Genomic DNA, 16,196 nt, shown 5'->3' with positions numbered 1-16,196 from the left:
GTCGGTGCGGTTGGTCGCGCTCACGGCCGCGGCGGCCGCGACGGACGCGCTCAGTTACCTCGGCCTCGGCCATGTCTTTCCGGCGAACATGACGGGTAACACGGTCCTGCTCGGCCTTGGCGTCGCGTCCGGGGACTACGCGGGCGCGTACCGGTCCGCCACCGCGCTCGGCGCGTACGTCATCGCCGCGTTCTGCTTCGGCGTCGCGACAGCTGCGGATTCCGGCGCGCGGCACGTGCGCGCCGGGCTCGGCGTGGAACTGTGCCTACTCATCGCGGCCGCGGTCTGGTGGCTGAATCTGGCCGGTCCGCCACGCGGGGGAGCGGAGTACGGGCTGATCGTGCTGGTCGGCGCCGCGATGGGCCTGCAGAGTTCGGTCACGCGCAAGTTGAAGCTGCCAGGCGTCACGACGACGTACATCACCGGCACCTGGACGGCGCTCGCGAATGCAATAGGCCGCCGTGTCCGCTTGCGCGAAAAAGACCCGAATGAACCAACGGAGCAATACGCGCAGCTCACCGTGGTGTCGACGTACGTAATCGCCGCTCTGCTCGCTGCGGCCGCGTACGTGGCCTGGCACGCGTATGGGGCGCTCATCCCGGTCGGCGCGCTCGTGGTCGCCCTCGGCGCGCTGAATCAGAATGAACCCGGACAAGATGGGTACGAGCGGGCCTCCGGCTCAAGGTCTGGAGACGGGGCTGAGAAAAGGCAGCAGACGAGCGAAGGTGGCGATTCTATGAGCCAGTGGTCGGACGAGCTCCAGAAGGCCGAGCAGCTTGCCAAGGACCACCCGCAGCAGGCTGACGAGGCGATCCAGAAGGGCGAGCAGTTCGCCGAGGGTCAGACCGGTCACCGCTTCGATCAGCAGATCGGCGCGGCGGGCGACCAGGTCGAGCAGCGCTACGGCGGCGGCCAGCAGGACGGGCAGCAGGCCCAGCAGAACGGCGCGCAGGGCCAGCAGCAAGGTCAGGACTGGCAGCAGCAGGGCCAGGACCAGGGTCAGGGCCAGGACTGGCAGCAGCAGGACCCGCAGGGCCAGGACCAGCAGAACTGGCAGCAGCAGGGCCAGGGACAGGACCAGGACCAGCAGAACTGGCAGCAGTAGGGGCTGAACGGCGCCGGGTCTGCCTTCGGTGGGATTCGCCGAGGGCGGACCCGGCGCCCGCCTGTCGGCGGGTCTGACGCAGACAACGCCGATTCGCGGGTATCAGTGTCGATAACGCACAGGACGGGACGAAACAGTCGCCGAATACGGCGGCGGGGCAGGAGCCGGCGATGACGAACCCCGAGCAAGGCGAGCAGGTTCAGGCCCCCACCCGGCCGACCGGCGAGGCGCCGCTGGCCGGACCCACCGCCAGGCCGGTCAACCCGGTGCGGCCGAGCCGCCTCGGCGGGCTGTGGATCCTGCTGACCTCTGGCGCCGTCGTGCTGCTCCTGCTGCTGATCTTCATCCTGGAGAACGGCCGGGAGGTCGAGATCGCGTACTTCGGCGTGCACGGCCATCTGCCGCTGGGCGTGGCGCTGCTGCTCGCCGCCATCTTCGGCATCCTGCTGGTGGTGGTGCCCGGCGGCGGCCGCATGCTGCAGCTGCGCATGGCCGCGCGGCGGCAGGCCCGCAGGGCGCGGTCGCGTCCGCCGCAGCCGGCTCAGCCCGCGCCGACCGATCCGTCCGCGCCCTGACCGCCGTCGCCTGGTCAGTCGTTCTTCAGCTCGGCGGTCTCCTCGGCGATACGCGCGGCCGCCTCGATCATCATCGAGTGCACGAATGCCTGCGGGAGGTTGCCGCGCAGCTGCCGCTGCCGTACGTCGTACTCCTCGGAGAACAGCCCGGTCGAGCTGCACGCGGTACGGTTTCGCTCGAACCAGCGAACGGCCTCAAGCTTCCGGCCCTGCTGAAGCTGCGCGAGCGCGGTGATGAAGCCGCAGAGTACGAATGCGCCCTCCGCTTCCTCCAGCTTGCGGTCGTCGTGGCGGAACCGGTAAGCGAAGTGATCCTGCGTCAGCTCCTGTACGTACGCGTCCAAGGTCTGCACGGTTCGCGGATCGTCGGCGGGAATCGCGCCGCGTAGCGCGGGGAGCAGCAGCGCGCCGTCGAGTCGGTCGTCGTCGGGCGAACGCCGCCAGCGGCCCTCCGGGTGCAGTGCCTTCTTCGCCGTGTCGGCCACGATCTGGTCCGCCAGGCTCGTCCAGTCGACCGCGTGCACAGTCGTCGCGGCCGACTTCAGCCCGGCAACGGCGCGCAGGCCTGCCGCGCATGTCAGCCGGCTGTGCGTCCATGCGCGGTCTTCCAGCTCCCAGATGCCCGCGTCCGGCTCTTGCCAGCGCTGCTTGATCGCCTTCGCCGCGATCTCGGCGGCCCGCCAGCCCTCCGTGTCGAGCCGGTCGTGCCGCGCCGCGGCGGCGAACAACAGCAGCGCCTCGCCGAACGCGTCCAGCTGGAACTGCTTGGTGACCCAGTTTCCGACCAGGTCGTAGCCGCCTGGATAACCCGGCAGGTCGAGGCGGCGCTGGTCGGGAATGTGTTCACCGCGTCCGGTGTACGCGGGCACGAGCTGAGGGCCGTCCTCGAGAAGCCGCGCCGTGACGAAGCGGACGGCATCGTCGAGCAGCGGGTGCGGACCGGTGACGGCGATCGACTGGCCGATATAGCACTGGTCGCGGATCCATACGTACCGGTAGTCGTAGTTGCGGCCCTCTTCGGCGCGCTCCGGCAGGCTTGTCGTGGCCGAGGCGACAGTGCCACCGCCCGAGGTGGTCAGCCCGCGCAGCACCGCATACGACAGCCGCGCGTCGGGCGCCGCGATCGTGTTCTCCAAGGCGGGGATCTGCTCGCGCCATGCCCGCTCGGTCGAGCGCCAGGCGTCCTGCGGATCGACCGGGTCGCCGAGCGGACCGTCCCAGATCTCCAGCACGAGGTCGTGGCACTCGCCCTCCGGAACGGTCAGATCCAGCGTCAGCCGGTGCGCTCGCGAGCCGCCGTCCGGCTTCGCGCGCGCGGCCCCGCTCCAGCGGAACCGCAGGCCGCCCGCCTGCGCGGTCCAGGCACCGTGCTCGTCCTTCGCCAGCTTCCGGGCGGGGTGCGCGCCGAATCCGGCCGCCGGCTCGAAGATGATCCGCACGTGTGCGTCGCCGTCCTGCGCCATAATGCGGCGCAGCAGCACGGCCTTGTGCGGGTCGCCGGGGAAGGCCAGCGCCTCGCGGCATTCGACGACGCCGTCCTGCGTGATCCAACGGCTGCGCCAGATCAGCGCGTCATCCTCGTAGTAGCCGCCCCAGACGAATCGCTGCTTCGGGGTGACCGAGTACGCGCCGGCGCCGCCGATCAGGGTGGAGAACACGGCGTCCGAGTCCCAGTACGGCGCGCACATCCAGGCGATCTCGCCGTGCGGGCCGATCAGCGCGCCGCGCTCGCCGTCGGCGAGCAGGGCGTAGTCGCGCAGTGTCGTCGGGGAGAACGGGTCGTTCATCGAGGCCACCGCTCAGATCCATCCGGCATGGCGCTTGAATTGCCCCGCTTTCGTCAAGTTATTCATGGTCGCGGAACGGTGCCACGCTGGGCCCTGCGGGCGCGGCCCGCGCCACCCGTGTGCCGCGGGGCGCGACACGAGCCGGTGGCGATTGGGCGTCGGATATGGCCCGGCGACCGCTTGACCGGTAGAAATGTGCGTATGCATGCACTGGGTGAGTCGGCCGTCTCAGCGTCCGATGATGTCTCCTCGGATTCGGCCGCGGTCGTGGCCGACGTGGCCGCGGAGGAGTTGGTCGGCGCGCTGCTGACCGCCTCACGGCTCTTCGTCGCCATCGCCACCCGCTCGCTGGCCGCGGTCGACGGCACGCTGACCGTGCCGCAGTACCGGATGCTGGTGGTGCTGGACACGTACGGGCCGAGCAGCCTGGTGCGCTTGGCTGAGCGGCTGGGGGTCAACTCGTCGAACGCGCTGCGCATGGTCGAGCGGCTTTCGGCGGCCGGCATGATCGAGAAGGCGGCCAACCCGAAGAGCCGCCGCGAGGTGCGGCTCGGCCTCACCGCCCGCGGGCGTCGGGTGGTGCGGGAGGTGACCGAGGCGCGCCGGGTCGACATCGGCCGGATCGTGGCCACGATGCCGACGGAGCGGCGCGCCGACCTGGTACTGGCGTTGCGGGCGTTCACTGACGCGGCCGGGGAACCGCCTGCCGAGGTGCCCGGCTGGCATTGAGACGCAGTGCCTACCTAAGACGCAGTGCCTATCTGAGGCTTTGTGACTGGTCCTCGAAGCCGCCGACGTCCTTCGGCCTGCGCTGGCCGCGCTCGATTTCCCGGCGCACGATGTCCGGATGGTGCAGGTCGAAGGCCGGGGACTCGGAACGGATACGCGGCAGCGACGTGAAGTTGTGCCGTGGCGGCGGGCATGAGGTGGCCCATTCGAGCGAGCGGCCCCAGCCCCACGGGTCGTCCACGGTCACCCGCTTGGCGCTCTTCGCCGTCTTGTACACGTTGTAGAGGAACGGGAAGGTGGAGAGCCCCAGCAGGTATGCGCCGATCGTGGAGATCGTGTTCAGCGTGGTCCAGCCGCTGGAGGCCAGGTAGTCCGCGTAGCGGCGGGGCATGCCCTCCGCGCCGAGCCAGTGCTGGATGAGGAACGTCGTGTGGAAGCCGACGAACAGGGTCCAGAAGTGGATCTTCCCGAGCCGTTCGTCGAGCATCTTGCCGGTCCACTTCGGCCACCAGAAGTAGAACCCGCCGAACATCGCGAAGACGACCGTGCCGAACAGCACGTAGTGGAAGTGCGCGACCACGAAGTAGGAGTCCTGCACCATGAAGTCCAGCGGGGGCGAGGCGAGGATCACGCCGGTCAGCCCGCCGAACAGGAAGGTGACCAGGAAGCCCACGGACCACAGCAGCGGGGTGTCGAAGGACAGCGACCCGCGCCACATCGTGCCGATCCAGTTGAAGAACTTCACTCCCGTAGGCACCGCGATCAGGTACGTCATGAGCGAGAAGAAGGGCAGCATCACGGCGCCGGTGGTGAACATGTGGTGCGCCCACACGGTCGAGGAAAGCCCGGTGATCGCCATCGTGGCGAAGACCAGCCCGCTGTAGCCGAAGATCGGTTTGCGGCTGAACACCGGGAAGATCTCGGTGACGATGCCGAAGAACGGCAGCGCCACGATGTAGACCTCGGGGTGCCCGAAGAACCAGAACAGGTGCTGCCACAGGATCGGGCCGCCGTTGCTGGCGTCGAAGATGTGCGCGCCGAGCCGCCGGTCCGCCTCGAGCGCGAACAGCGCGGCCGCCAGCACCGGGAAGGCGAGGAGAACCAGTACCGAGGTGAACAGGGTGTTCCACACGAAGATCGGCATCCGGAACATCGTCATGCCGGGCGCGCGCATGGTGATGATCGTGGTGATGAAGTTCACCGCGCCGAGAATGGTGCCGAAGCCGGACATGGCCAGGCCCATCACCCACAGGTCGCCGCCGACGCCGGGGGAGTGCACGGCGCTGTTGAGCGGGGCGTAGGCGAACCAGCCGAAGTCCGCCGCGCCCTGCGGGGTCAGGAAGCCGCTGACCGCGATGAGCGAGCCGAACAGGAACAGCCAGTAGGACAGGGCGTTGAGCCGGGGGAGCGCCACGTCCGGCGCGCCGATCTGCAGCGGCATGATCGCGTTGGCGAACCCGGCGAACAGCGGGGTCGCGAAGAACAAAAGCATGATCGTGCCGTGCATCGTGAAGGTCTGGTTGTACTGCTCCGGCGTGAGCAGCTGCAGGCCGGGGCGGGCCAGCTCGGTGCGCAGCAGCAGGGCGAGCAGGCCGCCGAAGCCGAAGTAGACCCCGGCGGTCGTCATGTACAGGAAGCCGATGGTCTTGTGGTTCGTCGTGGTGACGACCGAGACGAAGAGCTCGCCGGGCTTGCGGTCGGAGCGGGCGGCCGGGGCCGAGGGGGTGCCGGAAGCCGGAACGTGGACTGAGGTCATCGGGCGGCGCCTACGGTGTGGGTCGGGTGGGGCGGCTGACCGGCGATGACGTGTATCGGGCGGCGGTTGATCGTCCCGGCGCGCCTCGCGGCCGGGTGGCGTATTGCCCAGCCGTGGCGCGATGAATCCGAATTGGCCGGAAGTACCCAGCAGCGCGGGAAGTGGCCTGCGCCAACGCCCTTTGCCGACCGGGCCGAAGGCGGCGCGAGCCCGGCCCGTAGGCTGGCACCGCCGGTGATCCGACGGCCGAGAATGGAGTCTGAGACAGACGTGCTCGCGGTTTCCTGGGATACGGTGCGGCTCTTCCTGCACGTGCTGGCGGCGACGGTGTGGGTCGGCGGGCAGATGACGCTGGCGGCGCTGGTGCCGGTGCTGCGCGGGGTCGGCGCCGAGGTTCCGGCGACCGCCGCTCGCCGGTTCAATCAGGTCGCCTGGCCGGCCTTCGCGGTGCTCGTGGCGACCGGGATCTGGAACGTGATCGCCGAGCACGACAAGGTCAGCGGCGCGTACGAGAACACGCTCATGCTGAAGATCACACTGGTCATCGTCTCCGGCTTGACGGCCTTCCTGCACGCGCGGGCCCGCGGCACGGCCGGGTTGGCCGTGTTCGGCGCGCTGACCGGGCTGAGCGCGCTCGGTGCGCTGTTCGTCGGCATCCAGCTGGCCGGCTGACGGCGCAAACGCACGCAGGCATCCGGCGGCCGAGCGCTACGGGGCTCTACGCGTCGCCGTCCTCCGCAGCGAACCACCAGTCACGCTCGGGCAGTTCGCCTGCCGCGCTGCTGAACCTTTGCAGCGCCGAGGTGACGTGGCCGTATGCGTCCGCTGGGATCGCTTCCACATAGCGCGCCAGCTCTGCGCGGCGGCGCTTGGCCAGATCGCGCACGAGGCTTTGTCCGCTCGGCGTCAGGCTGAGCCGGACCTCGCGACGATTCGCGGCGCTGCGGTAACGACGGATCAGGCCCTTACGCACCAAGCGATCGCACATACGCGTCGCGGTGGATGGCGCGACGCCGAGGTCGGTGGCAATGTCGGTGACGCGCTGCGGGCCGCGGGACGCGAGCACGATCAACGCGCGGGATTGCGGCAGCGTCACGTCCGGGTCGAGTTCGGCGAGTGTGCGTCCGGCCAGCGCCACCATGGCGCGGCTGGCGAGGAGCAGCGATTCGATGATCTCGTCGCGGGACAGCGACGTCGGGTCCTCGACCTCGGCTTCTTGATGCACCCTACAATCATTGCACGAGCTAAGCCTTGCCGTCCGGCGATCGCCGCGGCCCTTTCGGCATTCCCGCTCCTCCGGAGTTCATGCCGGTGCGCCGAGGACTTGCGGGTGCCTCGAGTGCGCCCTGAGCACGCTGAGCTCCGGTTGACAGAAAGACTTGCGCTAGACAAGTCTTGCGTATGTGAATGGTTTTCCCGCGATCGCGCCGCGCACCGGGCCACGGCCGGACGTGGCGGCATTCGAGCAGCTGGCGCGAGCCCTGGTGGGGGTCACGCTGAAGAGCCTGAGCGCGCTGGACGGAGCGGTGAGCGTGCCGCAGTTCCGCTTGCTATTGACGCTCGACGGGCTCGGCCGAGTGCCCTCCTCGACCCTGGCTGAGGCGCTGGGCATGGGCGCCTCCTCGGTCACCCGCCTGGTCGATCGGCTGCAGGCGGTCGGCCTGGTACAGCGCGGCAGCGTGGAACACAGCCGCAGCATCGTGACGGTCGAGGTCACCGGCCGTGGCCGGGACCTGGTGACCGCGGTGCTGGACCGCCGGCACGCGCTGCTGGAGGACGTGCTTGACCGGATGGATCCGCAACAGCGCGAGCAGGCGCGGCAAATGGCCACGGTCTTCGTCGACCTGGCCGGGGACGCAGTCGCGCTGGGAGTGAATGGACCGGTGCCGCTGTGATCACTCATCGCCTGTACGCGCGCATCCGCGAGAAAGCCAGGCTGAATGACTCCGCCGCCTCGCTGTCAGGCCGATCCTCCGCCCTGGCGGCGAGTGACCACGCCGGATCGAACGGCGCGGCGACGAGCGCCGCGCCCAGTGCCGCGACCGAGCGGCCGCAGCACCTCGGCGACTTCACCGTCACGCCGCGGGTGCTGCTGATCACCCTGCTGGCGGTGCCGGTCGGCGCGGCCAGCGCCGCGGCCGCCTTCGTGCTGCTGCGCCTGATCGGCTTGATCACCAACCTGGTGTTCTACCAGCGCGTCGCCACCGGCTTGGTCGCGCCAGGCGCCGTGCACCACCCCGGCTGGCTGGTCGTCGTCGCACCCGTCGGCGGCGGCCTGATCGTCGGGCTGATGGCCCGCTACGGCTCAGAGAAGATCCGCGGCCACGGCATGCCCGAGGCGATTGAGGCGATCCTCGTCGGCGGCAGCCGGGTCGCGCCGCGCGTGGCCGTGCTCAAGCCGGTGTCCGCCGCGGTCAGCATCGGCACCGGCGGGCCGTTCGGCGCCGAGGGCCCGATCATCATGACCGGCGGCGCGGTCGGCTCGATCCTGGCCCAGGGCCTGAAGCTCTCCGCCGACGAACGCAAGACCCTGCTGGTAGCCGGCGCGGCCGGCGGCATGGCGGCAACCTTCAACGCGCCGCTCGCCTCAGTGCTGCTCGCGGTCGAGCTGCTGCTGTTCGAGTGGCGTCCGCGCAGCCTGATACCCGTCGGCACGGCGGTGTCCGTCTCCGTCATCTGCCGCGGCTTCCTGCTCGGCACCGGCGCGATCTTCCCGGTCGCGCACGTCGTGCGACCGGGCGCGGGTGCGCAGCTGCTCTCGCTCATCCCCGGGCTCACCGGCGGGCTGCTCGCGGTCGGCGCCACCGGGCTCGTGTACCTGGCCGAGGACGCCTTCTCCCGGCTGCGATTCCATTGGATGTGGTGGCCCGCGATCGGCGGTCTGATCATCGGAATCGGTGGCCTGATCGAGCCACGCGCCCTGGGCGTCGGCTACGACGTCATCGACCGGCTGCTCACCGGGCAGGCCGGGCTCTCCCTCGTGCTCGGCATCCTCTTCGTCAAGACCCTGATCTGGTCGCTCTCGCTGGGTTCGGGGACCTCGGGCGGGGTACTCGCGCCGGTGTTCATGATCGGCGGAGCGCTCGGCGCGCTGGAGGGCACGGTGTTGCCGCAGGTCTTCCCGGGGTTCTGGGCGATGGCTGGGCTGGCCGCGGTGGTCGGCGGCGTGATGCGCTCCCCGCTGACCGGGGTGGTCTTCACGCTGGAACTCACCCGCGCCTGGCCCGACCTGCCGGCGCTGCTGATCGCCTCGGTCAGTGCCTATGCCCTCTCCGCGCTGCTGCTCAAGCGCTCGGTGCTCACCGAGAAGATCGCCCGGCGCGGCCTGCACCTGACCCGCGAGTACACCACCGACCCGCTGGAGGCGCTGTTCGCGCACGAGGTCATGACCCGCAATCCCGGCGAGCAGACCGCGGATCTGACCCTGCCGCACGAACCGACGGCGATTCGCGACGGCGTCGTTCTGCGCGACGGCTTCGGGCCGCAGGGCTCGAACAGCCACCACACGCCGAACGTGCACGGCCGCCCGGCGCTGACCGGCCGAGCTGTGGTCTACACCGACCACACGCTGCGTGAGGTCGCCAACATCCTGGCGCACCACAACGTCACCAAGGCGCTGGTAGTCCACCGCACCGCGCCGCACCGCCTGGCCGGGCTGATCACCCTCGATCAGCTGCTGCACGCCCGGCGGCGCGACCTGCACGAAGAAATGCACCGCGAGCGCCTGCTGCCCGCCCGGCGAGCCGTGAAGAGCAAGCGGCCGCCCTCCGGTCCGCCGCTCTCCGGTCCGCCCTCCGCCGCGGTTCCGGTCGGCGCGGACAGCGGCTCCGACTGACCACCGACCCCCGGCACCACCGAAACGCACCCGAGGAAGCCATGAACACCGCAGGCAGTGAGACCAAAGAGCGCAACGGCGCCGCAGACCCGAGCCCGAGCCTGCTGGCCGATCTCGACTGGTGCCTGGCCCAGGCGGCCGACGAGCAGCGCGGGGCGCTGTGGCGCCTGGCCGAGGCGGGGCGGCAGCTCGACGCCAACCTCGTCCGGCTCCCCCCGGGAGCCACCGTCGAGGCGCATACCGAGCGCGACGTGGACGTGCTGCTGCTCCCGATCGCCGGCAACGGCACGCTGCGCTCCGGCGAGGAGTCGATCGCGCTGGCCACGCACGCGCTGACCTGGCTGCCGCGCGGATCGCGCCGCTCGATCACCGCGGGCCCCGGCGGCCTGGCGTACCTGACCGTGCACCGCGCCCGCACCGGCCTACGCATCCAGCTGCCGACCGACCCGGCGGCGCTGGCCCGGTTGGAAGCGCGCGAGGAGGAGGCGGCGGACGAGGGCGGCGAGGCCGCCTGTCTGCTGCCGCGGCTCTGCCCGCACTGCGGCGCCGTCACCACGGAGGCGAAGCCGGCAGTGTGCCCGTCCTGCAACCAGCCCTGGGACTGAGCAACCGGCCCCGGACTGAATCGACAGCTACCGGTCAACAGCCGTCACCGATCAAAACCCGAACACAGCGAGAGGAGGAGCGGGCCCCGACGCATGACCGCCCGGCCATCGCCGCTCCCCGCGCCCGGCCATGACACTCGAGATCAAGGCTGAGGAAGGCCGCGAACGCTACACCGCGTACCTGGACGGCCGGCCTGTGGGGTCGGCGCAGTGGATCCTGGTGCGGGACACCGTGCTGGTGCCCTACGTCCGGGTCGCGCCGGAGGACCACGACAAGGGCATCGGCTCGCTGCTGATGCGCCGGATCTTCGACGACGCCCGTGCCAACGACCGCACGGTGCTGGCCCTGTGCCCCTTCGCCCGGCGCTGGACCCAGCTGCACCCCGCATACCGGGACATCGCCCGCCAACCACGCTGGGGTGAGCGCACCGCGATCCGCGCGCTGCTTCAGGCCGCGCGCACTCGACGCCAACTGGACGGCTTCCTGGGCTCTTCGACGCTCCGGAACGATTCGAACCTGCCGTCACGGGTTAGTGCGGCTGGAGTGAGCAGGGGAGGGTCGGCATAGGGCGCAGCGCGGCGGCTGAACGAAGGAAGAAGGCGCACCAATGAGGCACGAGACCGATCCCGAAGAGAGCAGGTTCGGCGAGCCCGCGGCCGGCGCCGCGCGGCCCGGGGACGAGATGGGACCGCGTGACGGGACCGTGGACGATCAGACCATGGACCCGGAAGCGCTGGACGCGCCGGGCCGGGTCGCCCCGGACGACACCAGCGCCATCCCGTCGGACACGCAGCCGGTAGCCGAGGACGCGCAGGCGCGGACCTTGCGCCCCGGCCAGGCCAGCGACCAGTCCGCGGCGCCGATCCCCGACGTCATGGGCGGGCGCGACAACGTGGCGCCCGACCCGATGGGCGCACCGATATCGGAGACCGACGAGACGCTCGGCGACCGGATCGAGGCAGACCGTCGGTAGCAGGCTCTCGCGTGCCTGAGTCGAGCTGCTGGGGTGTCGGCTAGTGCGGCCCCAGCAGCTCGGGCACGGTCGCGAGTCCGTACCCGCGCTCCAGACAGCCCTCGATAATGGCTGGCAGCGCCTGCACCGTCTGCGAGCGGTCGCCGCCGCTGTCGTGCATCAGCACGATCGAGCCCGGCTGGATCTCCTTGAGCGTCTTGTCCGCGATCGCCTCGGCGCCCGGCAGGGCCCAGTCCGCGGAGTCCACGTCCCAGAGCACGAGCTGCTCCTCGAAGCCGAGCCCGGTCCACTTCTCCAGCACCTCGGCAGTCAGCGAACCGTACGGCGGTCGCACCATCGACGGCCGGGCGCCGACCGCACTCGCGACCGCCTCGCTCGTCCGGTCGACCTGCTCGCGCAGCCCGGCGGCCGACAGATCCGGCAGATACGGGTGCGACCACGTGTGATTGCCGATCGCATGGCCCGCGTCGGCGGCCTTGGCCAGGAGATCTCCGAGCTCTGACACACTGAGCCCGATCGGGAAGAAGGTCGCCCGGGCCTGGTAACGCGCCAGGATCTCAAGGATCTGGTTCGTGAACTCCGGATGCGGCCCGTCGTCGAAGCTGAGCGCGACGGCCGCGCGCTCGCGCGGGCCGTGCTTGACGCAGCCGGCCTCCCGGCCGCGCCTTTCCAGTTCCGTGCCGACCGGGGCGAAGGTAGCCGCAGGCGGCAGATACCGTCCGGTGAGGCTGCCGTCCTCGGCGCTCAGCTTTGAGAGTGAGTCGAGGCGCGCCGCGGCGATCCGCGCCAGCGCGAGCGCGGGGACCGAGCCGAATTCCGGGCGCGGCGCATTCAGCTCAGGATTCGAAGACGCCAGGGCCTCGTCGAGCAGAGCCGGATCGGCGCGGTACACCTCGAGCCCAGCGGCTAACAGGAACCCGTCGACCGCACCGTTCGTGCTCTCGACCACGATCCCGAGCGGCCCGGACTCCCGCGCGATCCGAGACAGGAACGCGACCAGGTCCGGCAGTTCGCCGCCGCCGAACCGGCGCGCCCGGACGCGCGGATCCGGCCGTCCGGCCTGGTCTGAGAATCCGACCTCGTAGCCCTCAGCCGACCACGCGACCCCAGCGAACAGCATGCGTCTACTCCTCGTCGTCGCACCGGTTGCAGTCTCGCGGTCCGCGCTGTGGATCGCCAGTGGTAGGGCGCGAGTGTCGGGTTCGCGCGGGGTTCCGTGTTCCTTAGACTCGGCGCTGGACGTGAAGCAGGTACTCCTTGCGGTCCAGCGGATTGTGGTCGGACCTCGGCCGCTGCGGGATCTCGCCGCGCACCTCCACGTAGTGGTCGAATTCGTACTCCAGGACGCCCTCCCCGCCGGTCAGGCCGGGTAGCTGCCGTTCCAGCGCGCTCACCTGCGCGGCCGGGACCTCGCCCTCGACCACGCATGTGGAACCGTGCAGCCGCGAGGTCTGCGGCACCGCGCGCAGCGCCGTGAGGATCGGCAGGATCGGGCCGAGCGCGGCCGCCGGCAGGTCGAGCCGGAAGCGATGTACGGGTTCGTACACCCTGGTTCCGGCCTCGCGCAGCGCCTCGATCACGACCAGCGGGGTCACGCCGCGGAAGTCCGCGCCGGTGCTCGACATCGACTTGTCGAAGCGCTGGTGCGCGTGGCTCTGCCGCGGGCAGTAGCCCGAGTGCGTCATGGTCACGACGCAGTCGGTGACCTGCCAGCCGTGCAGGCCCTGGCGCAGCGTCTCATGCACGGTGTCCTCGACCGCCTTGAAGAACGCATAGGGCATCGAACCCAGCTCGACGCCGAGCCGGAACTGCACGCCGCTGCCGATCGCGCCGGGCTCGACGCGCAGGCCGACCGTGGCGAGGAACGGATTGTCCCCCTTCTTGATCGCTTCGAGCGCGGCGCCGGTACCGACCGGGCGCTCGATGTGAATGGTCGTACTCTCCCGGAAGCCGACCTCGAGTCCGTACTGCTCGGCCAGCGTCGCCTCGATGACCTCCTTCTGCACCTCGCCGTACAGCGAGAGGTACAGCTCCTGCCGCACATCGTCCTGCCGCAGGTCGATCAGCGGATCCTGCTCGGCGAGCTGAGCCAGCGCCGCGTGCAGGGCGCCCTTCTCGGCGCGCCGACTCGGCACGACCACGGTCTCCAGGGTCGGCGGGGAGAAGTGATGCTCGCGCCTCGCCGCCTGCGGTTCGCCCACCGCGTCGCCGATCCGGACGTCAGCCAGACCCCATACCTTGGCGATGTGACCGGCGGTCACCGCCTCGCGCCGCACGTCCGCGCCGCGCTCGAACACGCTGATCGCGGTGACCTTGCCCTCGAGCCTCGTTCCGGCGCGGTGCAGGGTCAGCCGGTCGCGGGTGTGCACGGCTCCGGAGAACATCCGCAGGTACGCGATCTTCTCACCGGCCGGGCCGCGCTCGACCTTGAAGACGGTGCCACGGGCCGGATCGGCCGGCGCGTCCTGCGGTTCGGCCGGGTCTGCCGTCCGGTACGCGTGCTCCGCCGTGGCAGGAAGCAGCTCCCTGATTCCATCCGTCAGCTCGGCGACGCCCGCGCCGGTGATCGCGGACCCGAAGAAGACCGGATGCGCCAGAGACCTGCCGGTCAGCTCCGCGAGCCCGAGGCGCAGCCGCTTGGGCGAGGCCGCGTGCTCATCAGCCAGGTAGTCGGCGAGGAAGGCGTCATCGTGGTCTGCGAGCACCTCGATCGCCGCCGAGGCGAAGCCGGAGTCGTCCGCGGCGAAGGGCTGGAAAGCGGCTTCGGCCGTGCCCGCCTTGTACACCGTGCCCATCGGCACAATCGCGCGGGTCAGCTTCTCCCTGATGCCGCGCAGCGTCCGCTCGCGGTCCGCGCCGCCGCGGTCGATCTTGTTGACGAAGATCAGCGTCGGGATGTCCAGCCGCCGCAGCGCCCGCATCAGCACCCTGGTCTGCGCCTGCACGCCCTCGACCGCCGAGATGACGAGTACCGCGCCGTCCAGCACGCCGAGCACCCGCTCCACCTCGGCGATGAAATCAGGGTGGCCGGGGGTGTCGATCAGGTTGACGGTGACGCCGCCGAGATCGAAGGAGACCACGGCGGACTTGATGGTGATGCCGCGCCGCCGCTCGAGCTCGAGCGTGTCGGTGCGCGTGTTGCCGTCATCGACGCTGCCCGGCTGGTCGATGACTCCGGCGGCGTGCAGCAGCCGCTCGGTCAGGCTGGTCTTACCGGCGTCGACATGCGCCAGAATCCCGAGGTTCAACGTACTCACGAAGCGTCATGTCCTTGACGTAGCAGGGGGAGCTCTTCCGGGTGGACATGGACGCAGCGCGCATGCGCGTTTTCTCCTGGTCTCGGGAATACTTTCGCCGCGATTACAGCAATACCGCGCGGACTGGGGCAAACGATTTACCAGGCGCCGGAAGCGTTTGCGAGCTGAAAACGCAATGAAACATCGGACCATTCATTGACCGGCTTTCCACACTGGTGTAGACCTCTGAGGCGAGTGCCCTGGTTTACCCACCACAGGGTGCGTGGTCCGACTGCCGCCCCTGCCGCCGCCTCGGAGGCATCCCATGACTCGCCGACCATCTCGTTTCCGGCTCCGCCTCACCGCGACCGTCGCGGCCGCGCTCAGCGGCATGCTGGGAGTGGGCCTCGCCGCCGGGACGAGCTCCGCCGCCACGGCCCGAGCGCAATCCGCCGCGGCGGCCGGCGCGGCCGGTGCGCCCGCCGCACCCACCGCGCCGACTGACCTGTCGCGTGCCGTGATCGACTCGACGATGAAGCGCATCCCCGACCCGGCCAAGCTGGGCGGCTGGGGCTATCAGGTCGGTCTCTTCCTCTACGGGACAGACCTCGTATATCAGCGGACGCACGACGCCAAGTACCTCAACTACATCAAGGGCTGGGTCGACCACTTCGTCAGCTCGTCCGGGCACCTTTCCAACAGCTTCAACAACCTCGACAGCATGCAGGCGGGCAACCTGCTCATCCTGCTGAACCAGCAAACCGGCCAGGCCAAGTACGCCACCGCGGCCGCGCAGATCCGCACGCGGCTGAACACCTACCCGCGCACGCCGGACGGCGGCTTCTGGCACGCGACGTCCAAGACCAACCAGCTGTGGCTGGACGGGACATACATGGTCGTGCCCTTCCTGCTGCGCTACGGCGCCGCGTACAACGATGCGGCATACGCCGATGCCGAGGCCGGCAAGCAGATCACGGTCTACGGCAGCCACCTGGAAAGCCCGACCGGCCTGCTCTATCACGCCTACTCGCTCGACCCGATCAGCTGGGCCGACCCGACCACGCACCACTCCTCGCAGTTCTGGTGCCGCGCGATCGGCTGGTACGGCATGGCCTCGCTCGCCACGCTCGACGCGCTGCCGAAGGGCGACCCGCACCGGGCGACCATCCTGAGCACCGTGCAGAAGCTGGTCTCGGCGATCGGCACGTATCAGGACCCGGCGACCGGCCGCTGGTTCCAGGTCGTGGACAAGGGCAGCCTGTCCTCGGACTGGACCGAGACCTCGTGCTCCGCGATGTACACGTTCATCGTCGCCAAGTCGGTGGCGCTGGGCTATGTGCCCGCCGCCGACCAGTCGATCGCGGCGAAGGGGTACCAGGGCGTGCTGGCCGAGGTCTCCACCGACTCCTCCGGGGCGACGCACATCAAGAACATCTGCATCGGAACGAACGTCGGCGACCTGTCCTACTACCTTGGCCGGCCGCGGGCGACCGACGACTTCCACGGTCTCGGCGCGTTTCTGATCATGAATGAATGGATGCAGGGCAACCGAGCCGGCTGAGTCGGGAAGGGATCAGCCGGCGAGCGGGGATCG

Annotated in this window: 15 protein-coding genes; 10 read left to right on the top strand and 5 right to left on the bottom strand. The window is 70.1% G+C overall.

The window, feature by feature from the left end; translation table 11 throughout:
* The first annotated feature begins 4 nt into the window (after window positions 1-4).
* Together VFA06_RS22895 and VFA06_RS22890 are read left to right on the top strand one after the other, a co-directional pair.
* Complete coding sequence (locus VFA06_RS22895) at window positions 5-1,105, top strand: YoaK family protein (RefSeq protein WP_324842743.1); 1,101 nt, start codon at window positions 5-7, stop codon at window positions 1,103-1,105.
* A 170-nt stretch (window positions 1,106-1,275) separates the two neighbouring features.
* Window positions 1,276-1,680, top strand: coding sequence for a lipopolysaccharide assembly protein LapA domain-containing protein (locus tag VFA06_RS22890; protein ID WP_324842742.1), 405 nt, complete (start codon window positions 1,276-1,278; stop codon window positions 1,678-1,680).
* Window positions 1,681-1,694: 14 nt separating this feature from the next.
* On the opposite strand, the gene VFA06_RS22885 is transcribed toward VFA06_RS22890, so the two are convergent.
* Window positions 1,695-3,467: a glycoside hydrolase family 15 protein gene (locus VFA06_RS22885; RefSeq protein WP_324842759.1), complete on the bottom strand. Its 1,773-nt coding sequence runs from the start codon at window positions 3,465-3,467 to the stop codon at window positions 1,695-1,697.
* 201 nt (window positions 3,468-3,668) lie between these two features.
* Here VFA06_RS22885 and VFA06_RS22880 point away from each other — a divergent pair, with 201 nt between their 5' ends.
* A complete protein-coding gene (locus tag VFA06_RS22880) occupies window positions 3,669-4,196 on the top strand; it encodes a MarR family winged helix-turn-helix transcriptional regulator (RefSeq protein ID WP_324842741.1) in 528 nt (175 codons plus the stop codon).
* 28 nt (window positions 4,197-4,224) lie between these two features.
* Here VFA06_RS22880 and ctaD read toward each other — a convergent pair whose 3' ends face one another.
* Window positions 4,225-5,952 carry a cytochrome c oxidase subunit I gene (gene ctaD / locus VFA06_RS22875; protein ID WP_324842740.1) on the bottom strand — a complete coding sequence of 576 codons (1,728 nt, stop codon included), beginning with the start codon at window positions 5,950-5,952 and terminating at the stop codon, window positions 4,225-4,227.
* A gap of 252 nt (window positions 5,953-6,204) precedes the next feature.
* Between ctaD and VFA06_RS22870 the strand changes: the two genes are divergently transcribed.
* Window positions 6,205-6,624 carry a CopD family protein gene (locus VFA06_RS22870; RefSeq protein WP_324842739.1) on the top strand — a complete coding sequence of 140 codons (420 nt, stop codon included), beginning with the start codon at window positions 6,205-6,207 and terminating at the stop codon, window positions 6,622-6,624.
* Window positions 6,625-6,670: 46 nt separating this feature from the next.
* Here VFA06_RS22870 and VFA06_RS22865 read toward each other — a convergent pair whose 3' ends face one another.
* The gene (locus VFA06_RS22865) at window positions 6,671-7,177 is read right to left on the bottom strand and encodes a MarR family transcriptional regulator (protein ID WP_324842738.1); all 507 of its coding nucleotides are present in this window, start codon (window positions 7,175-7,177) and stop codon (window positions 6,671-6,673) included.
* A gap of 178 nt (window positions 7,178-7,355) precedes the next feature.
* On the opposite strand from VFA06_RS22865, the gene VFA06_RS22860 reads away from it, so the two are divergent.
* From VFA06_RS22860 to VFA06_RS22840, 5 genes are all read left to right on the top strand, one after another.
* A complete protein-coding gene (locus VFA06_RS22860; protein WP_324842737.1) occupies window positions 7,356-7,847 on the top strand; it encodes a MarR family winged helix-turn-helix transcriptional regulator in 492 nt (163 codons plus the stop codon).
* Window positions 7,848-8,038: 191 nt separating this feature from the next.
* A complete protein-coding gene (locus VFA06_RS22855) occupies window positions 8,039-9,787 on the top strand; it encodes a chloride channel protein (RefSeq protein ID WP_349260307.1) in 1,749 nt (582 codons plus the stop codon).
* A 41-nt stretch (window positions 9,788-9,828) separates the two neighbouring features.
* Window positions 9,829-10,392: a hypothetical protein gene (locus VFA06_RS22850; RefSeq protein ID WP_324842735.1), complete on the top strand. Its 564-nt coding sequence runs from the start codon at window positions 9,829-9,831 to the stop codon at window positions 10,390-10,392.
* A 130-nt stretch (window positions 10,393-10,522) separates the two neighbouring features.
* Window positions 10,523-10,960, top strand: a complete 438-nt coding sequence (locus VFA06_RS22845) for a GNAT family N-acetyltransferase (protein WP_324842734.1) — start codon at window positions 10,523-10,525, stop codon at window positions 10,958-10,960.
* Window positions 10,961-11,000: 40 nt separating this feature from the next.
* Window positions 11,001-11,366: a hypothetical protein gene (locus VFA06_RS22840; protein WP_324842733.1), complete on the top strand. Its 366-nt coding sequence runs from the start codon at window positions 11,001-11,003 to the stop codon at window positions 11,364-11,366.
* Window positions 11,367-11,406: 40 nt separating this feature from the next.
* Here VFA06_RS22840 and VFA06_RS22835 read toward each other — a convergent pair whose 3' ends face one another.
* Together VFA06_RS22835 and VFA06_RS22830 are read right to left on the bottom strand one after the other, a co-directional pair.
* Window positions 11,407-12,486 carry a polysaccharide deacetylase family protein gene (locus VFA06_RS22835; RefSeq protein ID WP_324842732.1) on the bottom strand — a complete coding sequence of 360 codons (1,080 nt, stop codon included), beginning with the start codon at window positions 12,484-12,486 and terminating at the stop codon, window positions 11,407-11,409.
* A gap of 103 nt (window positions 12,487-12,589) precedes the next feature.
* Entirely contained in the window at window positions 12,590-14,623 is a 2,034-nt protein-coding gene (locus VFA06_RS22830) for a translation factor GTPase family protein (RefSeq protein ID WP_324842731.1), read from the bottom strand.
* 304 nt (window positions 14,624-14,927) lie between these two features.
* Between VFA06_RS22830 and VFA06_RS22825 the strand changes: the two genes are divergently transcribed.
* Window positions 14,928-16,163: a glycoside hydrolase family 88/105 protein gene (locus VFA06_RS22825; protein WP_324842730.1), complete on the top strand. Its 1,236-nt coding sequence runs from the start codon at window positions 14,928-14,930 to the stop codon at window positions 16,161-16,163.
* The last annotated feature ends 33 nt before the right edge of the window (window positions 16,164-16,196 follow it).

This window comes from Actinocrinis sp., assembly GCF_035653575.1.
In the GTDB taxonomy this organism is placed as follows: Bacteria; Actinomycetota; Actinomycetes; order Streptomycetales; family Catenulisporaceae; genus Actinocrinis.
This window is presented reverse-complemented; position numbering and strand designations above follow the sequence as displayed.

Excerpts from the sequence above, each read along its gene's own strand:
- VFA06_RS22890 (WP_324842742.1), top strand. The coding sequence starts at position 1,276 with ATGACGAACCCCGAGCAAGGCGAGCAGGTTCAGGCCCCCACCCGGCCG.
- VFA06_RS22885 (WP_324842759.1), bottom strand. The coding sequence starts at position 3,467 with ATGAACGACCCGTTCTCCCCGACGACACTGCGCGACTACGCCCTGCTC.
- VFA06_RS22880 (WP_324842741.1), top strand. The coding sequence starts at position 3,669 with ATGCATGCACTGGGTGAGTCGGCCGTCTCAGCGTCCGATGATGTCTCC.
- ctaD (WP_324842740.1), bottom strand. The coding sequence starts at position 5,952 with ATGACCTCAGTCCACGTTCCGGCTTCCGGCACCCCCTCGGCCCCGGCC.
- VFA06_RS22870 (WP_324842739.1), top strand. The coding sequence starts at position 6,205 with ATGGAGTCTGAGACAGACGTGCTCGCGGTTTCCTGGGATACGGTGCGG.
- VFA06_RS22850 (WP_324842735.1), top strand. The coding sequence starts at position 9,829 with ATGAACACCGCAGGCAGTGAGACCAAAGAGCGCAACGGCGCCGCAGAC.
- VFA06_RS22845 (WP_324842734.1), top strand. The coding sequence starts at position 10,523 with ATGACACTCGAGATCAAGGCTGAGGAAGGCCGCGAACGCTACACCGCG.
- VFA06_RS22840 (WP_324842733.1), top strand. The coding sequence starts at position 11,001 with ATGAGGCACGAGACCGATCCCGAAGAGAGCAGGTTCGGCGAGCCCGCG.
- VFA06_RS22835 (WP_324842732.1), bottom strand. The coding sequence starts at position 12,486 with ATGCTGTTCGCTGGGGTCGCGTGGTCGGCTGAGGGCTACGAGGTCGGA.
- VFA06_RS22825 (WP_324842730.1), top strand. The coding sequence starts at position 14,928 with ATGACTCGCCGACCATCTCGTTTCCGGCTCCGCCTCACCGCGACCGTC.